Annotated in this window: 18 protein-coding genes and 1 tRNA gene; 3 read left to right on the top strand and 16 right to left on the bottom strand. The window is 61.5% G+C overall.

What is annotated here, in order from left to right:
• Nucleotides 1-264 precede the first annotated feature (264 nt).
• The 3 genes from H8S23_RS11755 to H8S23_RS11745 are packed head-to-tail and all read right to left on the bottom strand — an operon-like array spanning nt 265 to nt 3786.
• Complete coding sequence (locus H8S23_RS11755; protein ID WP_186888527.1) at nt 265-1305, bottom strand: Ger(x)C family spore germination protein; 1041 nt, start codon at nt 1303-1305, stop codon at nt 265-267.
• Entirely contained in the window at nt 1302-2330 is a 1029-nt protein-coding gene (locus H8S23_RS11750) for a GerAB/ArcD/ProY family transporter (protein ID WP_186888526.1), read from the bottom strand. The genes H8S23_RS11755 and H8S23_RS11750 overlap by 4 nt, the downstream gene beginning before the upstream one ends.
• Entirely contained in the window at nt 2317-3786 is a 1470-nt protein-coding gene (locus H8S23_RS11745) for a spore germination protein (protein WP_186888525.1), read from the bottom strand. Before H8S23_RS11745 ends, H8S23_RS11750 begins: the two co-directional genes overlap by 14 nt.
• 116 nt (nt 3787-3902) lie before the next feature.
• Between H8S23_RS11745 and H8S23_RS11740 the strand changes: the two genes are divergently transcribed.
• A complete protein-coding gene (locus H8S23_RS11740; RefSeq protein WP_186888524.1) occupies nt 3903-4574 on the top strand; it encodes a DUF421 domain-containing protein in 672 nt (223 codons plus the stop codon).
• Nucleotides 4575-4624: 50 nt separating this feature from the next.
• Nucleotides 4625-4993: a DUF4363 family protein gene (locus tag H8S23_RS11735; RefSeq protein WP_186888523.1), complete on the top strand. Its 369-nt coding sequence runs from the start codon at nt 4625-4627 to the stop codon at nt 4991-4993.
• On the opposite strand, the gene nrdR is transcribed toward H8S23_RS11735, so the two are convergent.
• The 3 genes from nrdR to H8S23_RS11720 are packed head-to-tail and all read right to left on the bottom strand — an operon-like array spanning nt 4969 to nt 7583.
• Complete coding sequence (nrdR, locus tag H8S23_RS11730; protein WP_186888522.1) at nt 4969-5445, bottom strand: transcriptional regulator NrdR; 477 nt, start codon at nt 5443-5445, stop codon at nt 4969-4971. The genes H8S23_RS11735 and nrdR overlap by 25 nt on opposite strands.
• Before the next feature lie 16 nt (nt 5446-5461).
• Entirely contained in the window at nt 5462-6259 is a 798-nt protein-coding gene (locus H8S23_RS11725; protein ID WP_186888521.1) for a sugar phosphate isomerase/epimerase family protein, read from the bottom strand.
• Between the two features lie 58 nt (nt 6260-6317).
• Entirely contained in the window at nt 6318-7583 is a 1266-nt protein-coding gene (locus tag H8S23_RS11720; protein WP_186888520.1) for an aspartate aminotransferase type Ic, read from the bottom strand.
• A gap of 354 nt (nt 7584-7937) precedes the next feature.
• On the opposite strand from H8S23_RS11720, the gene H8S23_RS11715 reads away from it, so the two are divergent.
• A tRNA-Ser gene (locus H8S23_RS11715) sits at nt 7938-8028 on the top strand.
• Nucleotides 8029-8508: 480 nt separating this feature from the next.
• Here H8S23_RS11715 and H8S23_RS11710 read toward each other — a convergent pair.
• The 10 genes from H8S23_RS11710 to H8S23_RS11665 form a co-directional block, all read right to left on the bottom strand.
• Entirely contained in the window at nt 8509-8889 is a 381-nt protein-coding gene (locus tag H8S23_RS11710; RefSeq protein ID WP_186888519.1) for a hypothetical protein, read from the bottom strand.
• A 648-nt stretch (nt 8890-9537) separates the two neighbouring features.
• A complete protein-coding gene (locus H8S23_RS11705; RefSeq protein WP_186888518.1) occupies nt 9538-10941 on the bottom strand; it encodes an oxaloacetate decarboxylase subunit alpha in 1404 nt (467 codons plus the stop codon).
• A 31-nt stretch (nt 10942-10972) separates the two neighbouring features.
• A complete protein-coding gene (locus H8S23_RS11700) occupies nt 10973-11350 on the bottom strand; it encodes a biotin/lipoyl-containing protein (RefSeq protein ID WP_186888517.1) in 378 nt (125 codons plus the stop codon).
• Nucleotides 11351-11407: 57 nt separating this feature from the next.
• Nucleotides 11408-12754, bottom strand: a complete 1347-nt coding sequence (locus tag H8S23_RS11695; protein WP_186888516.1) for a carboxyl transferase domain-containing protein — start codon at nt 12752-12754, stop codon at nt 11408-11410.
• A gap of 140 nt (nt 12755-12894) precedes the next feature.
• Entirely contained in the window at nt 12895-13242 is a 348-nt protein-coding gene (locus H8S23_RS11690) for a hypothetical protein (protein WP_186888515.1), read from the bottom strand.
• The gene (locus tag H8S23_RS11685) at nt 13239-14069 is read right to left on the bottom strand and encodes a pseudouridine synthase (RefSeq protein ID WP_186888514.1); all 831 of its coding nucleotides are present in this window, start codon (nt 14067-14069) and stop codon (nt 13239-13241) included. The genes H8S23_RS11690 and H8S23_RS11685 overlap by 4 nt, the downstream gene beginning before the upstream one ends.
• A gap of 107 nt (nt 14070-14176) precedes the next feature.
• The gene (gene ytfJ, locus H8S23_RS11680) at nt 14177-14569 is read right to left on the bottom strand and encodes a GerW family sporulation protein (protein WP_186888513.1); all 393 of its coding nucleotides are present in this window, start codon (nt 14567-14569) and stop codon (nt 14177-14179) included.
• A complete protein-coding gene (locus tag H8S23_RS11675) occupies nt 14566-15258 on the bottom strand; it encodes a DUF2953 domain-containing protein (protein ID WP_186888512.1) in 693 nt (230 codons plus the stop codon). The genes ytfJ and H8S23_RS11675 overlap by 4 nt, the downstream gene beginning before the upstream one ends.
• Entirely contained in the window at nt 15258-15863 is a 606-nt protein-coding gene (gene scpB, locus H8S23_RS11670) for an SMC-Scp complex subunit ScpB (protein WP_186888511.1), read from the bottom strand. Before scpB ends, H8S23_RS11675 begins: the two co-directional genes overlap by 1 nt.
• 3 nt (nt 15864-15866) lie before the next feature.
• The gene (locus H8S23_RS11665; protein ID WP_186888510.1) at nt 15867-16577 is read right to left on the bottom strand and encodes a segregation and condensation protein A; all 711 of its coding nucleotides are present in this window, start codon (nt 16575-16577) and stop codon (nt 15867-15869) included.
• Nucleotides 16578-16589: the final 12 nt, after the last annotated feature.

Here is a 16589-nt window from a genome sequence, read left to right as displayed (position 1 = left end):
GGGGCAGCGCGCGGCGGGACTGGCCGCAGAGCTGCGGCTTCCTGGATCAGTCCGCGAAAGGGGCCGACCTCCCCCAAAACTCCCCCGCCCCTCTCCTGCGGGGCAGGCAAAGCAAAACGACAAGCGGCCCGTCCGCCGCTGTCTTTCACAGCGGTCCTGCGGACAATGGGGCAAAACGCCCTTTTGCTGTTTTACCGCTCTGGGCGCAGGCGGGGCATTTCCATTTTCTGCGCTTTTCCGCCCCGGCAAAAAACCATCTTCCTCTCAGGGGTCGACTGTGATCACCGCGTCAAAGGACAGCGTGTCCTCGCCGAACAGTTTCTTCTCCCGCAGCAGCGCTCCATAGCGCCGGGCATCCCGGGTCTCAAACCACCAGCCAAACTGAAAAGGGTCCAACTCCTGCTCAAGATAACATTTTTGATAAAGAGAGGAAAACGTCTCTTCCAGCCGGCGTTCGACGCTGCTCTCCAGCGCCTCGGGAGCGCAGCCGGCCGGCGCGTCGCGCACTTCCCCGCTCAGCCGCACCGAGAGCTGCGGCGTGCCCTGCGCGGAGACCGAAAACGCGGTGCGCAGGTCGCTCACCGTGCAGCTATCCTCCCCGTTCTGGTATTGATAGCTCTCCGCGCCGCCCAGAAGAAGTTCCGCCAAAGTTTTTTCTTCCCCTTTCAGAGACAGGACCTCGCGCCCCCCGCGCAGGAAAAGAAGCCGGTCGGTCTCCACCGCCCCCTCTTCTCCCGCCTGCAGCCGCGGCAGCAGAAAAAAGTCCTGCCGCTCCCCTTTTAAATCAAACCGGTAGATCATCTGGGTCAGCCCGCCGCGCACGCTGTCGCCGTTTTTCATCTTTTCCAGATTCTCCACCGTTTTCTCGATGTTTTCTTTATCCAGAAGCTGCTCTTCCTCCTCTGCACGGTAAGCAAAGACCGCCATGTTGGGCCGGGAGGAACGCTCCTCTGAAAAATAGGTCAGGATCTCCTGCAGGCGGCTGCGGGCGGCCTGCTCCTCCACCAGCAGCAGTTCGTTCTGCGCGTAAAAGGCCTGCTGCTGAATGCCCTCCTGGGCGTCCAGCAGCGCCGTGCGCACCGCGTCCCCTCTGCCCTCCGCAAAAACCGTTTTGCTCTCCCCCTGTGATTCCGCGTCCCCGTCCGCCGCCACATAGGCCGCCAGCTTCACTTCATACTGCTCCCCGTGCAGCGAGACGCAGATCATCTTGACCACCGCCCGCTCGGCCAGACTCACCGGCTGCCAGCACCCGGTGAGGGCCAGGCAGAGGGAAAGCGCCGCCAAAAGCGCCGCATGTCGTCTCATACCCTTTTTTTCTCCTTTCTGCTCACCAGTGCCAGCAGCAGCACCGCCAGCACGCCCGCCGCGGTCAGCCAGCGGCGCAGCCCGGTGGGAAAAGAAAAATGGAACAGCAGCCCGGCCGCCCCGGTGAGCCCCGCGGTCAGCGCCACCCCGTATTTTTGCCATCTGGCGGGCAGCAACCGGCGCAGCAGCAGCTCCACCGCGGCCCCCTCCACCACCAGCTTGAGCACCAGAGCCATCAGCCAGATAGAGGAATGCAGGCTGTCCAGCCGCCGGAACACCGACAGCCCGCCGATGCGGGCCAGCGTGTATACCGGCTGGCGCTGCGCGGTGGCAAAGCCCCCCAAAACCAGTTCGCTGACCATGGTAAAAACAAAATAGGTGGCAAAGAGGGCGGCCAGCAGATGGGCCAGCCGCGGGCCGCGCCCCCGCTGCGTCTTTTCCGACAGCACGATGCCCGCCAGCAGGGCCGGCGAAAAGCTGAACCCCTGCCCCACGGCTTTCGCCGTGTCCATAAAGGGCTGCGCCTCCACCGCCAGATTCTGCAGGCGCATCTCCCGCAGATTGGAGATCACCACCACCCCGATGGAGAGCAGAAAAAGGACAAACACCACGCCGCTCACCCGCGCCACGCCCTCTATCCCCAGCCGCACGGCATAATAGACCAGCGCCAGCACCAGCGGCAAAAACCAGAAAAACGAGAGCTGCCAGTCGCCGGTAAAGCTCAAAAAGCCGTTGGCCTCGTTGAGAGTGCCGCCGCCGGAGAGCAGAAGTGTCGCCGCCATCAGCACCAGCACCATCCGTCCGGGCAAGGTGCCGCCCGCACGGGCGACGGCGCCGCTGCGCGCCGCGCCCAAAGGCGTCAATACCAGCCAGAGCAGCAGCAGGTTCACCGCGGCCGCCGGGATGAGCACCTGGGCCGGCAGGTCGACCGGCCTGCTGAAAGGCTTGATGAGCATCTCCACCACCATGGACAGATAAACGCAGCAAAACAGCTGGCGGCGGCTGATGAGATCACCGTTTCCCACGCCGCCGCCCTCCTTTCACGCCGGGCAGATCCTCCACGGTAAATACGTGCCCCTGCATCCTCTGCCAGCTCATGCGCAGCACCCCGTCCCGCAGCGACTCGGCCCCATAGGGGGTGAGGGGTGCGGTATAGGGCATGCCGAAGCTGTTGATGGAACAGATGTTGAAAAAGGTCATCATGAGCAGCAGCACGATGCCCAGCGGCCCCAACAGCCCGCCGGCCAGAATAAACAGCATGCGCAAAATGGTGATGGGCTGATACAGCGAGGGCACCACAAAGCCGCAGATGGAGCTGATGGCCGCCATGATGACCACCGGCGACCCCAGAATGCCGAATTTGATGGCGGCGTCTCCCACAATGAGGGCCGCCACCAGGCTCACCGAATGCCCGATGGCCTTGGGCAGGCGCAGGCCCGCCTCCTTGACGATCTCCAGCAGGATGTTGACGAAGATGGCCTCCAGAAAAAGGGGCAGCGGCGTCGCCGCCTCGCTGGCTGCGACCTTGTAAAGCAGCTGGCCGGGCAGCAGTTCCGGCGTGAAATTCGCCACCGCCACAAAGATGCCCGGCAGCAATACCGCGGTAAAAAACGCGATATATTTCATGATGCGGATGAAAGAGGCATAGTAGGGACGGGAGGAATAATCGTCCATGCACTGGAAATTTTCCGTAAAAAAGAAAGGCACCAGCACGGCGTAGGGGGTGCCGTCCGCCATCACCGCCACCTTGCCCTCGCACACCTTTGCGCACAGGGTGTCCGGGCGCTCGGTCAGCCCCACGCAGCTGAACAGAGAATAGGGATTGTTCTCCAGAAACGGCGCCAGGTAGCCGGAGTCAAACACCATCTGCAGGCGGACCTTTTCCAGCCGCTTTTTCACCCCGCGCAGCAGACGGCGGTCCACCAGGTCGCGATGGTAGATCAGCGCGATCTCGGTCTGCGTATACCGCCCAGCCTTGAGTGTTTCGATGACCAGCCCCTCGCTGCGCACGCGGCGGCGGATCAGGCCCATATTGCGGCGCAGCACGTCGCAAAAAGCCTCTTTGGAGCCATAGACGTTGACCTCGCTGTCCGGCTCTCCGGGAGAGCGCTGCGCAAAGCTCTGCGCTGCAAAGGAAAAGGCCTGCCCCGCGCCGTCGGCCAAAAAGACGCCGTTGCCCGCGGACAGGTTGGCAAACACATCCTCCATCGTCTTTACGGGCGTGGGGGAAAACGCCACCCCGCTGGCGCCGGACAGATATTGCAGCAGCGCCTCGCCGCCCTCAAAGCGCTGTTTTTCATACTGCAGCGGCCGCAGCAGCATATTCCAGGCGATCTCGATGCCCGCCAGGTCGTCGCACAGGCACACCGCGCAGCTCGTCCCGCACAGCTGCGCCTCCTTTACATAAAAGTCCACCGAACCGCCGAACTGTTCCTGCAGCCACTCCAAGTTTTCTGAAAGGCTGCCCCATTGCTGTGCCATGCGCCCACTCCCTGGTTTTTCTTTTGTGGGTAGTATGGCGGGCCCTGCATGAATTTAAACAAAGCGGCAACAATAAGCCATGATTCCGACCGACTGAGAAAGAAGGTGGCCCGCCCTTGCTGGTAGCCGTGCTGCGCACCCTGATCATTTATTTCACCATCATCATCGCCATGCGGCTGATGGGCAAAAAGCAGCTGGGCGAGCTGCAGCCCTCTGAGCTGGTCTCCACCATCCTCATCTCCAATCTGGCCTCCATCCCCATCGAATCGCCCGAGATCCCGGTGCTCTCCAGCATCCTGCCGGTGCTGCTGATCGTCTGCCTGGAGATATTGGTCTCGGCGCTTTGCACCCGTTCCCGCAGGCTGGCGAACCTGGTCTCGGGCAGGCCAAAGGTGGTGGTGCGGGACGGCGTCATCGACCAGACCACCCTCAAAGAACTGCGCTTCACGGTGGATGATCTGCTGGCGGCCCTGCGGGCAAAGGATATTTTTGAACTGGACGAGGTCTCCCTGGCGCTGGTCGAGACCAACGGCAGCGTCAGCGTATACAAATCGCTGGACGCCACCGAGGTGACCCGGGGCGACCTGCACCTGCCGTCCGCAAAGCCGCTCAAACCCTCGATGCCGCTGGTGGTGGACGGGGCGCTCAACGACGACGCCGCCGAGTACTGCGGCGTGGACCGCACCTGGCTGGAAAAGACCCTGCGCGCCGAACGGCTGGGGCCCGCCGACGTACTGCTGATGCTCTGCAATGACGCGCGGGAGTACACCATCGTCAAAAAACAGTGAGCGGCGGCCCCTGCCGCCGCTGAGATCCGCTCGGGAAAGGAGGCGCGCCCATGCGCCGGGTCAAGATCGCGTCCGCACTGCTCGCGGCCATCCTGCTGGTCTCGCTGGCCGGCTGCCTCTCGGTGGACCGCATCACCGCCCGCATGTCCGGCTATCTGGACATTGCAGAAAAACAAAACCAGGACGGGGATTACCCCGCCCTGGCCGATACGCTCAGAGAACTTGACGATTATTATGCCTCCCGGGAATGGGTGCTGGCCCTGTTTCTGCGCCGGGATTACGCCACCAGCGCCCTGCTGGGATTTTCCACCCTGAAAAGCTTTGACAGCGCGGAATACAAGACCGATTTTGACGCTGAACTGGAGCGCGCCCGCACCCAGATCGCGGTGACGCGTCATTTGTTTTTGAGTTTTTTCTGATTGGAGCTGAGCAGCTCTTTCAGTTCGTCCATAAAGGTATTGATGTCGCTGAACTGGCGATAGACCGATGCAAACCGCACATAGGCGACCTCGTCGATGTTTTTGAGCTGCGCCATCGCCAGCTCGCCGATCTCCAGCGAGGTGACCTCCCGGTCCAGCGTGTTGAGAAGAGACTGTTCGATCTCGTCCACCGCCCGCTCCAGCGTGCCGACGGCGACCGGCCGCTTTTCACAGGCGCGCATCAGGCCGTTGAGCAGTTTTTGGCGGTCGAACGCCTCCCGCGACCTGTCCTTTTTGACCACCATCAGGGGCACGGTCTCCACGATCTCATAAGTGGTGAACCGCTTTTGGCAGGACAGGCATTCCCGGCGGCGGCGGATGCGCTCCCCGTCGTCTGCGGGCCGCGAATCGATCACCTTGGATTCCACCTCGCCGCAATACGGACATTTCATAAACGTTCCTCCTATCCTATTCCTCCGCTGCCCGCTCCGCAGACAGCTTGGTCAAAAAGGCCGCGCTGCCCGCCAGCTCTTCCGCATCGCGAAAGTTGTTCCGGTACAGCTCTATCACCACGTCGCCCTCATAAGAAATGCGGCGCAGCCGACGGAAAAAGGCGCGAAAATCAAAATTTCCGCAGCCGGGCGCAAGGCAGTCCCTGCCGGGGGCATGGTCGCTGATATGGATATGCGCAAGACCCTCCCCCATCGCCTCCAGCATCTCATAGATATCCGCGCCGCTGCGCAGCGCCTGTTTGAGATCGAGCGTAAAATGCGCCTCCTGCCCCAGCAGCTCCCGCATGCGGCGCACGCTGTCCACGCTGCCGCACTTGCAGCGCACTACATTTTCCTGGCAGAGCAGCAGACCGTATTCCCGCGCCAGGGCCGACAGCCCGGCAAAATTTTCGCAATACCGCTCAAAGGGATAGGGCGTGGTCTTGTAGTCGCCGTGAAAGGTAAAGATGCGGGCCCCGTACCGGGCCGCGCAATCAAACAGCCGTTTATAGAGCTCCCTCCCGTCGGCCGCGCGCCGCTCATAGTCGGTGGCAAAAAAGAAAGGTTCCATGCCGGAGGTAAAGGGGTGGAAAGAGAGCACGCGGGTGCCCTGCCCCGCCAGCTGCCGCTGCAGGGCGGCCGTATAGCCGGGTTCCAGCTCGCTGAAAGTGTTCAAGAACAGTTCGATCTCCCCGAGCCCCGCCTCCTGCAGCCGCTGCACGGCTTCCTCGGTGCAGGCGGGATAAAAGCAGGAGCTGGAAACGCCGACGCGCATCCGCCGCACCTCTCTTTTCACCTTGATTTTCGGTTTTTGTCCCGCATCCGGCCGCGCGTCACCGCGCCAGCAGATGCTCTACGGTAGCCAGCCGCAGCGCCACGCACAGCAGCCGGGTCGCCTCTTCCACCTCTGCCTGCGCCGGATAGGTGGGCGCAAGGCGGATGTTGGAATCGCGCGGGTCGACGCCGTAGGGATAGGCCGCGCCCGCGCCGGTGAGCACTACGCCCGCCTCCCGGCAAAGGGCGACCGTGCGCTTTGCGCAGCCCTCCAGCGTGTAGAGGCTGATGAAATAGCCCCCCTCGGGGTCGGTCCAGCGCGCGATCTGTCCGCAGCCGCGCAGCCCCTCGCCCAGCAGCCGCTGCATGGCGTCAAACTTTGGTTTGATGATGGCCTTATGCTTTTCCATATGGGCGAGGATATGCGCCTTGTCTTTCAAAAATTTCACATGGCGCAGCTGATTGACCTTGTCAAACCCGATGGTCATGGGAAACAGCGCCCGGGTGAGGGCGGCAAAGGTTTTGGGCCCTGCGGCCAGCGCCGCCACCCCCGCGCCGGGGAAAGTGATCTTGCTGGTGGAGCAGAACATCACCGGCATCTCTTCCCTGCCGCAGCGGGCGCACTCCTGCAAAATGTTCAGCGTCTGCTGCGGGCCGTCGCCCAGATAGTGGACCATATAAGCGTTATCCCACAGGATCTTGAAGTTTTCGGCGGCGGGGCTGAGGGCCGCCAGACGCCGCACCGTCTGGTCGGAATAGCAATAGCCGTCCGGGTTGGAATAGGTGGGCACGCACCAGATGCCCTTGACCTGCGGGTCCTTTACCAGCTCTTCCACACAGTCCATATCGGGGCCGCTCTCCAGCATCGGCACGGCGATCAGCTCAAAGCCATAATATTCGGTGACCCGGAAATGGCGGTCGTAGCCGGGCGCGGGGCAGAGAAACTTTTTGTGTGCGCAGTCATCCCAGGGCGTGCCGCCCAGGCCGTCCCGGCAGCCTGCGCCGATCACGTCGAACATCAGGTTAAGACTGGAATTGCCCCCCACCAGTACCTGCGCCGCATCGGCGCCCAGCAGCTCGGCAAACAGGCGCCGCGCCTCGGGGATGCCCTCCAGGCAGCCGTAATTGCGCGCGTCCATGCCGTCCTCGGTGTGGGTATCGGTGATGCTCAGCAGCCCGTTGGAGAGGTCCAGCTGCTCCGCGCAGGGCTTGCCGCGGGACATATCCAGCTTGAGCCCTTTTGCCTGATACGCTTCATAGCACCTTTGCAGAGCTTCCCGTTCTTTTTCCAGCTCCGCCTTTCCCATCGCGAGATAATCCGCCATTTCATTTCCCCCTATAAAAGTGATAAAATATTGCTGCGGCAACGCGTCGCTTGAAAGGGAGCTCCCTCTCAATTCCCGTGCAACGCAAAGCCGCGTACAGCATTCATTATAGCCTTTTTGGGCCTGTTCTGCAATAAAAACGCAGTATTTCTCTTTTTTGCGTTTTTTCAAAGGGGTGCGGGACTCCTATTTCGGGTTCTGCCGCGCCCGGGCATTTTTTCAGCCTTACGGCAAAGATTTTCTCTTGACAACAGGCCCCAAATTGATTATTATATATAAGCGATCTTTGAGCGCAGACAAGGTCCAAAAAAGTGAATGGGTCCCAAAAAGATGGACACGCCCACTGCATCCCATGGAGAGATGGCTGAGCTGGTCTAAGGCGCACGATTGGAAATCGTGTATACTAGAAATAGTATCAAGGGTTCGAATCCCTTTCTCTCCGCCAACGGAAACCACCGCACAAAAGCGGTGGTTTTTTCTATTTGCAGCAGCAAATCCAGGTAAGGGATTCGAACAAAGCCGCAGCCCGAACGCGAGCCGCAGGCGAAGCGGGAGAGCTACAGCGGCAGTCCGGTGGACTGCCGCGCGCGGCGTCCAAGCGGAACGGAGTGGAGCGCGAGAAAATCCCTTTCTCTCCGCCAACGGAAACCACCGCACAGAAGCGGTGGTTTTTTCTATTTGCAGCAGCAAATCCAGGCAAGGGATTCGAACAAAGCCGCAGCCCGAACGCGAGCCGCAGGCGAAGCGGGAGGGCTGCAGGCGCAGCGCGTCTAAAAGGGCGCATTTTCTCTCCGCCTCTCATACTATGCCCCCGCACCGCAGGCCGGTTCCTCTCGGGAGGGCATTTTTCCTCCTTGCTCCTGTTCCCCGGCAAAAAATCTCCACGGGGCGGCAGTTGGCCGCCCCGTGGAGATTTCTATCTCTTTTACTCTGCTTTTTCTTTTTTTATAAAGCTGACGCTTCCCCTTGCTCTTTCCCCCGTCACCGTCACCGTATAGACGCCGCTCTCCCCGATCTCCAGCGTCGTCCTGTCGATGGAGACGTCATCCTGTTCAAAAATCGGGGTTTCCTCATCTTTTTGAACAGTCGCCCTCAGCACGCCTTCTCCGCTGTTAACGAGCTGTATCTCCAGCAGATCTCCTTTTTCCAGCTTCAGCTGCTGCGAATCCGTCCCATTGAACACTTTGTATTTCATGACAAGCTGGCTGTCATTGCCCAGCCTGCTGCCGTCAAAATCCGGTTCTCCACAGGCAGCCAGCGAAACGGCAAGCAGCAACACGGCAAAAAACGAAAAAAACTTTTTCAAGACAGTGCCTCCCCCTTTGTTACAGCCCAACGGCTTTTTACCTATAAGACGTTTTGCGCCCGGCAATTTCCTCATCCCTGGGCAGGCTTTTTTTATGGAGAGGCAGCGCCGTCTTTGGTCCTTCGAAACGCCGCCTTATCTCAACGGTACCGGCCGTCACCGTGTTCCGCATTTTTTCGTTTTATGCCGGTTTGGGAGGACCTGAAAAAGCTTTCGAGAGCGCATACAAATCAACATCGGCATAATAGAATGTCGTTGAACTATTTTCTCCATCATGCACCCTTGTCAGTGTATGGACCTGATTTTTTGTGATGACTGTGACACCGGCGGTCCGGCTTTCATCGCAGGCGCAGAGTGCAACAGTCAAAAAATCTATCCCGTCGGACAAATCGTCCGCAATCACCCCTGTCTCTGTTTGCAGAAGATCCCGCAGCTCTTTTCTTTGCTCTTTGTTCAGCTCTACCCATGTATCGCAACCCGGGCCCCCCCAGGTCGTACCCGAGTTCCACAAGACTGTGTTTCGCTTTTTTGTCACTCCTAAAAAGAACCACCCCGGGCACAGACTTTTCAGTCCGCGCTCAGGGTGGCTCTTTTTTTAATTTAACCGGCCTTTTTATAACGGCTCAGGCCGTTTTGAAACGCTTGTTTTCAGACCGGATGGGACTTGTTGGCCATATCGACATGAGCGCCGTCGATACCGACCCGCTTCTGATTCCGGGTCTCGAAGAACTTCGGCGCCACCTGCGGGAACATGGCGTAGGTCAGCACATCCTCTTCCTGGATCGCCCACTTGGAGGCCTCGGCTTTCAGCTTTTCCACCTCGGGCTCCAGCGTATCCGCGAAGCGGCAGGTGATGGGCTCGTCGTCGCCCAGGATCTGCTTGACAAACTCCGGCTTGATGGGCGCCGGGGTCTTGCCGTAATCGCCGTGTACCAGGCCCTTGAACTCCTTGGTGACCATCTTATAGCGCTCGCCCATAATGACGTTGAACACCGCCTGGGTGCCCACGATCTGGCTGGTGGGGGTCACGAGCGGCGGATAGCCGGAGTCCTCGCGCACACGGGGGATCTCATGCAGGACCTCGTCCAGTTTATCCTCTTTGCCCGCGTCCTTGAGCTGCTTGAGCATGTTGGAGAACATGCCGCCCGGCACCTGATACAGCAGGGTGTTGGCGTCCACGCCCAGAGACTTCGGGTTGATCAGACCGTTGGCGAGGTACTTCTCACGCAGCCCGGCAAAATAGGTGCGGACCACGTTCAGCTGATTCAGGTCCAGGCCGGTGTCGTAGTCGGTGCCCTGCAGCGCGGCCACCAGGCTCTCGGTGGGCATATGGGAGGTGCCCAGCGCCAACGGGCTCATGGCGGTGTCCACAATGTCCGCGCCGGCCTCGATGCCCTTCAGGATGGACATGGAAGCGAGGCCCGCCGTGTAGTGGCTGTGGATATCCACGGGGATGCTGACGTTCTCTTTCAGCTCTTTGACCAGCTCATAGCAGGTATAGGGGGTCAGCAGACCGGCCATATCCTTGATGCAGATGGAGTCCGCCCCCATCTCCTGCAGGGTCTTGGCATAGGCGGCAAAGTACTCGTTGTTGTGCACCGGGCTCAGCGTGTAGCTGATGCAGCCCTGCACATGCGCGCCCTCTTTGTTGGCCGCTTTGATGGCGGTTTCCAGGTTGCGCGGGTCGTTCAGCGCATCAAAAATGCGGATGATGTCGATGCCGTTGGACACCGATTTCTGCACAAAATACTCGACGGCGTCGTCCGCATAGGGGCGGTACCCAAGCATGTTCTGGCCGCGGAAGAGCATCTGCAGTTTCTGGTGGGGCAGCTCTTTGCGCAGGATGCGCAGCCTGTCCCAGGGGTCCTCATCCAAAAAGCGGATGCAGGAGTCAAAGGTCGCGCCGCCCCAGCACTCGACGGAGAAATAGTTGATCTTGTCCATCTCGGGCAGGATGGGCCGCATCTCGTCCATCGTCATGCGGGTGGCAAGCAGAGACTGGTGCGCGTCGCGCAGCACAAGCTCTGTAACTTTCACGGGTTTTTTAGCCAAATCCATTCACCTCCGGTTATTTCGGTTGGTTTCAGTTCAGGGAGACCAGCACGTCGTTGACGTTGACCGTATCGCCCTTGGCAACGCTGACCGAGGCGACGGTGCCGTCCTGCGGGGCGACGATCTCATTCTCCATCTTCATGGCTTCGAGGATGACCAGCACGTCGCCGGACTTGACCGAGTCGCCGGCCTTGACCCTGACGTCCAGGATATTGCCGGGCATCGGGGCTTCCACATTGACCGCGCCGGCGGCAGGCGCGGCCTTGGGGGCAGCGGCCGGGGCGGCGGGAGCAGCTGCCGGGGCGGGAGCGGCCTTGGGGGCAGCAGCGGCGGGGGCAGCGCCGGCGCCGATCTCCTCGACGACGACGTCATAAGCGGAACCATTGACGGTGATATTGTAATGTTTCATCTTTACATTCCTCCACGATTAGAAGTTTTGTTTGGAGCGGATGGGCAAACGCCCTTTTTACAGGCTGAGGTTGCCGTGCTTTTTCGGCAGACGCTGTACCCGTTTGGTCCCGAGGATGTCCAGCGCGGCCACGACCGTGCTGCGCAGGCTGGAGGCGTCGGCGGCAAAATCCGCTGCGCCGGCTTTGACGGCGGCTGCGGCGGAAGCGTACTGGGCGGTATACTCCGCCGCGAGGGCAGCGGTGTCGCGCTCCAGATCACTGGATTTTTCCAGCTTATCCTGCCAGAGGATGGTGACGGCGGCCTTGGGCTCGACCGGCGCGATGACGGCGGTGTCCAGCGCGATGGTCAGATCGGCGCTGCACAGGGCCGTATAGGCTGCGCCCACCGCTTTGCCGGTGATGACCGCCACCTTGGCGGTGGTGGCGTCGGCGTAAGTAGCGGCCAGACGGGCGGCGGCGCGCACACCGCCGTGGACGTCGTTCGCGGTGCTCTTGACAAAGCCGTCGGTGTTGACGATGGTGACTACCGGGATGCTGAAAGCGTCGCACAGGCGCACAAAGCGCGCTGCCTTGGAGGCGCAGCCCGCACACATGGTGTTGTTCGGGCCCTCTGTGGCGACGACGCCCACCACGTTGCCCGCCACGGTGGCGAGGGCGGTGAACATATGGGTGGCGTAATCCTTGTAAAACTCGACCATATTGCCCGCGTCGACAATGGCCCGGGCGGCTTTTTCGCCGGTGTATTTCGCCATGTCCAGCGCGGCCTCGGGGGCCTCAAAATCGAACAGGGCGGGGCTGGACAGGTTGTTGCCGGGCAGGATGCCCACCAGATTCGCGGCGGCGGCAACAGCGGCCTGCGCGCTCTCGTAGACCAGCTCGACAATGCCGTCCCTGGCGGCCAGCTCGGCGCCGCCCGCGCCCGGGGTCTTGTCGCCCTGTGCAGCGGCGGTGAACGGCGCGGTCAAAAACAGCTCGGCGTCCTTGGCCATGATGGTGACGTCGGCGGCAGCGGCGGCAACGGCCTGCGTGGCGCCGCAGGTGCCCAGCACCACGGCGATCTGGGGCACGACGCCCGAAATGCGCGCGCCGGCCTCCACCAGCCTGGCGGCGTCAGTGAGCGCCCCAAAGCCCTCGGTCAGCACCGAACCCTTGGAATCATAGAAAGTCACGACGGGATTGCCGGTCTTGGCGGCCAGGTCCATCACCTTGACCATCTTCTCCACGTCGGCGCCGGTCAGCGCGCCGCCGTTCTGCGCCAGCGCATAGGCCGGGCAGCCCTCTGCGGTGCCGTAGCCCGCGGCTACCGCGCCGTCCTTGTCGGCATACAGCTCGGTATACGCGCCCTCGTCGAAAAAGGCGGCAAGCGCGTCCAGCTTCTGCTCATTTTTCTTTGTTGCAGCCATGTACAGCCCTCCTGCTCAAAATATATTCGGCTGTCCGCGTCCCTCTGCCCCCGCAGAAAAGCTGCGGACATGATCAAGAACCGAAATTAGAACCATTATACTATTTTGACAAAAAAATCACAAGCATCATTTTGATAAAATCAGCCGCAGTTTCCGAAAATCTTTGTATTTTTCACCGGTCCCTGCTCGCCGGGCAGAAAGGCCTCGGCCCATTTGCACAGGGCAGGAACTTCCCGGCTGACGCGGAAAGAATCCGCCCCCTCGTTTTCGCCCTTAGCGACCGCGGCGCGCACCAGCCCGTCCAGCATCATATTGTCGGGCGCCTCCGCGTCCAGCACCTCGGTGACGTTTTCCGCAAGGCGGAAAAGACAGTATCCCAGATATTCGGCGCCGTCGGTCATGACATACCCCTCCAGCGCGCCGTCAAAGCGCCCCTTTGCCAGCAGGGCGACGACATCGGGTTCCCCGATGGGCTTCATTGTGATCAATCCTGTCCCCTCCTCTGCGCGCGGACGGGGCCGCGCTCTCTGCTTTTTGCCAGAGCCGCGCGCCGCTGCGCGGCCTCAGTGGTCTCTTTGCGCACCGCTTTGGACGCAGAGGCCCTCAGGCCCGCCACCTCCTGCCGTGTCAGCGGGCGGTGCTTGCCCGGCTGCAGCATGCCCAGCTTGACCGGCCCCTCCGCGCTGCGCTTGAGCCGGATCACAGTGAGGCCCACAGCCTCGCACATACGGCGTATCTGGCGGTTTTTGCCCTCCTGGATGGACATCTCCATCACCGTGCGCTCCGGCTCGTCCACCACCACCCGCACCCCTGCGGGCTGGGTCTTCTCGCCGTCGTCCAGGGTCACCCCCGCGGCCAGATCGGCAAGCTGCGTCTCGCTGGCGCGCGGGCGCACCGTGACGCGGTAGAGTTTGGACACCCCATGGGAGGGGTGCATCAGCAGATTTGCAAAGTCCCCGTCGTTGGTGAAGAGCAGCAGCCCCTCCGAGTCCTTGTCCAGCCGCCCAATGGGAAAGATGCGCGCCGGCACGTCCCGCACCAGCTCCATCACGGTCTTGCGCCCCCGCTCGTCCGACATGGTGGTGATATAGCCCCGCGGCTTATAAAGCATCTCATAGACAAATTCCTGCTTTTTGGGCACACGGATGCTTTTGCCGTCCACCGAGAGCAGGTCTTTTGCGGGGTCCATCTTGTCCCCCACCTGAACGGGCCGGCCATTCAGCTTTACCCTGCCCTGGCGGATCATCTCCTCCGCCGCGCGGCGGGAGCAGACGCCCATCTCGGACAGCACTTTTTGGATCCTGGTATCTCTCACAAAGTTCCTCCTTTATCTATCCTGAAAACCTGCGACGGATGCCCTCCCGGACATAACGAGCCGCCTGCCACCGGCAGACGGCTCGTTGCCGGCGGGAAGCCCGGGCCTCAGCCCTGGCCGTCCGCGCCCGGTCTGTCTTTTTTAAACATGTCCTGCAGCTTGTCCAGCACGTCCGGCAGCGCGTTGATGATGCGGTCGGTGGTATTGGCCTCCTGCGAGGCGAGCTGCAGCATCTTGACGCTGCCGTCTTTTACCACCAGAAAAGCGATGGGCGAGATCGACACGCCCGCGCCGGAGCCGCCGCCAAACAGTTCCCGCGGCGTCTTGGAGGGAAAATCCGACCCGCCCGAGGCAAAGCCGAAACTCACCTTGGACACCGGCAGGATCAGCGTCCCGTCCGCCATGGTGATCGGCTCGCCGATGATGGTGTTGCTGTCCACCATCTCTTTGATTCTCTGCAGGGCAACGTCCATCAGACCCTGAAGGGGATGCTCACTCATTTTTCACTACCTCCAATATCTGCGCCGCCGGCGCGCGGCGCGGCGGCCTGTCCCTCTTTTTTGACCGGCGCGCCCTTTCCTCCCTGGGAAGGGCCCGGCAGCAGGCCGTCGCGCCGCAGCAGGCCAAACGCCTTAAAGGCTACTATCAACATTATAAACGGTGTCGCGCCTATTTTACAATAGAAACTTCTGCGGTATTTATTTTCGCCCGCAAAGTCGGGGATCAATTCGATCTGCTCAAAGCGCAGGTCAAGAAAATTCTGCAGCGTGGCCACGCCCGCATAAAACCAGGCGCTGAACCTGCCGTAGAACAGCGCGGTGTCCGCCGCGTCCTCACCCCGGACCGGCAGGATCAGGCGGATCCCGCGAAAGCGCAGGGCCGCCAGCGCCATTTTCAGGATGCCCGCCGCGTCCGCAGCCATGCGCACCGCTTTGGAAAAAGTCAGTTCGAACTTTTTGCCCGGGCTGCGTTTTTCTTCCTCCCGTGCAGGCTGCTGCGGCGGCGGCGTTTTGGGCTCTTTTTCTTTCATCGGGAAAACGGTGAAAGTCAAAAACAGCACTTTCACACGGACGGTCAGCTTATCGTATTTCAGCTCTATGACTGCCCAGACCGGTAAAAAGAGCAGCGCCAGCAGCAGTGCCGCCAGCACCGCCAGCAGGCAAAGCAGCGCCAGGCCGAGGAGCCTCATCACAGTTCCTCCCCCGCAGCACCGGCCTGCCCGGCCTCCTCCGCCTCCAGCGCGGCCTCGTCCATGCGGGCGGCCACCTCTTCAGCGGACATCTCGTCCCCGTGCAGCGGCGGCAGGTCGGCGATGGAGGAAAGGCCGAAGCTGCGCAAAAACACATCGGTCGTGCGAAAGGCGATGGGCCTGCCGGGCAGATCGAGCCTGCCCGCCTCCTCAATGAGGCCTTTCTGCGCCAGCGACTGCACGACCCCGCTGGAGTCCACCCCGCGCACCTGCTCGATAAAGCTGCGGGTCACCGGCTGGTTGTAGGCGATGACCGCCAGCACCTCCAGCGCCGCTGCAGACAGCGGCACGTTGCGCCGGTTGTCCAGCGCCGCTTTCACATACTCGCCGAACTGCCCTTTGGTGGAAAATTGCCAGCGCCCCTCCAGGCAGAGCAGCTGGATGCCGTGCTCCTCCTCCGCGTACTCGTCGCGCAGATGGCCGCAAAGCCGCTCCACCACCTGATGCTCGATGCCCAAAATCTCGGCCAGCTTTTCGGTGGCGACCGGCTCGGCCACCGCAAAGAGCACCGCTTCCAGGGCGGCCCGGTACTGTTTCAGATCCATTGGTTACCCCCTGCTCTCCCGCTTTTTGCGCAGCGTGAGCCGCGCGTCCTCGTCCAGCGTGACCCTGCCCGCCTTGAGCAGCTCCAGCACGGCCAGAAAGGTGGCCACGTTCTCGCTGCGGCTGGCCGAGCGGCGGAACAGGGACGAAAGATAGTTCACCCGGCCTCTGACCAGGCTGCGCAGCACATAGACGACCTTGCTGGCCACCGAGACGAAAGGCGCGGTCACCAGCGGTTCAAACCGCTCCGGCGTGGGCCGCTCCCGCCGCCGCGCGCCGCCCAAAAGGCCGCAATAGGCCTGTTCCAGCTGGGCCGGGTCATGCCGGATGCGATAGGTGGCGTCCAGCTCCACCTCCATGGGCCGGCGCACCGCCAGGTAGATCCCGGCCGCCATCTGTCCCAGCTTTGCCGCCACCTGCTTGCAGGCGGAATACTCCACCAGCATGCCGGTGAGCTCCTGCCGCAGCTGGTCCTGCTCGTCGCTGCGCGGCAGCAGAAAGACGGATTTCATATAGATCAGCCGCGCGGCCATCTCGATAAACTCGCTGGCCTCGTCCAGCGTCGCCCCCTGCGGGCCGTTGACGATGGCGAGATATTGGTCGATAAGGCTGACGATCTCGATATCGGCGATCTTCATCTTATTTTTGGAGATGAGATAGAGCAGCAGATCCAGCGGCCCCTCAAACTCCGTCAGACGAAAGGTGAGATTTTCCATTCAATTCCCCCG

This window comes from Anaerofilum hominis, from assembly GCF_014287275.1.
In the GTDB taxonomy this organism is placed as follows: domain Bacteria; phylum Bacillota; class Clostridia; order Oscillospirales; family Ruminococcaceae; genus Pygmaiobacter; species Pygmaiobacter hominis.
This window is presented reverse-complemented; position numbering and strand designations above follow the sequence as displayed.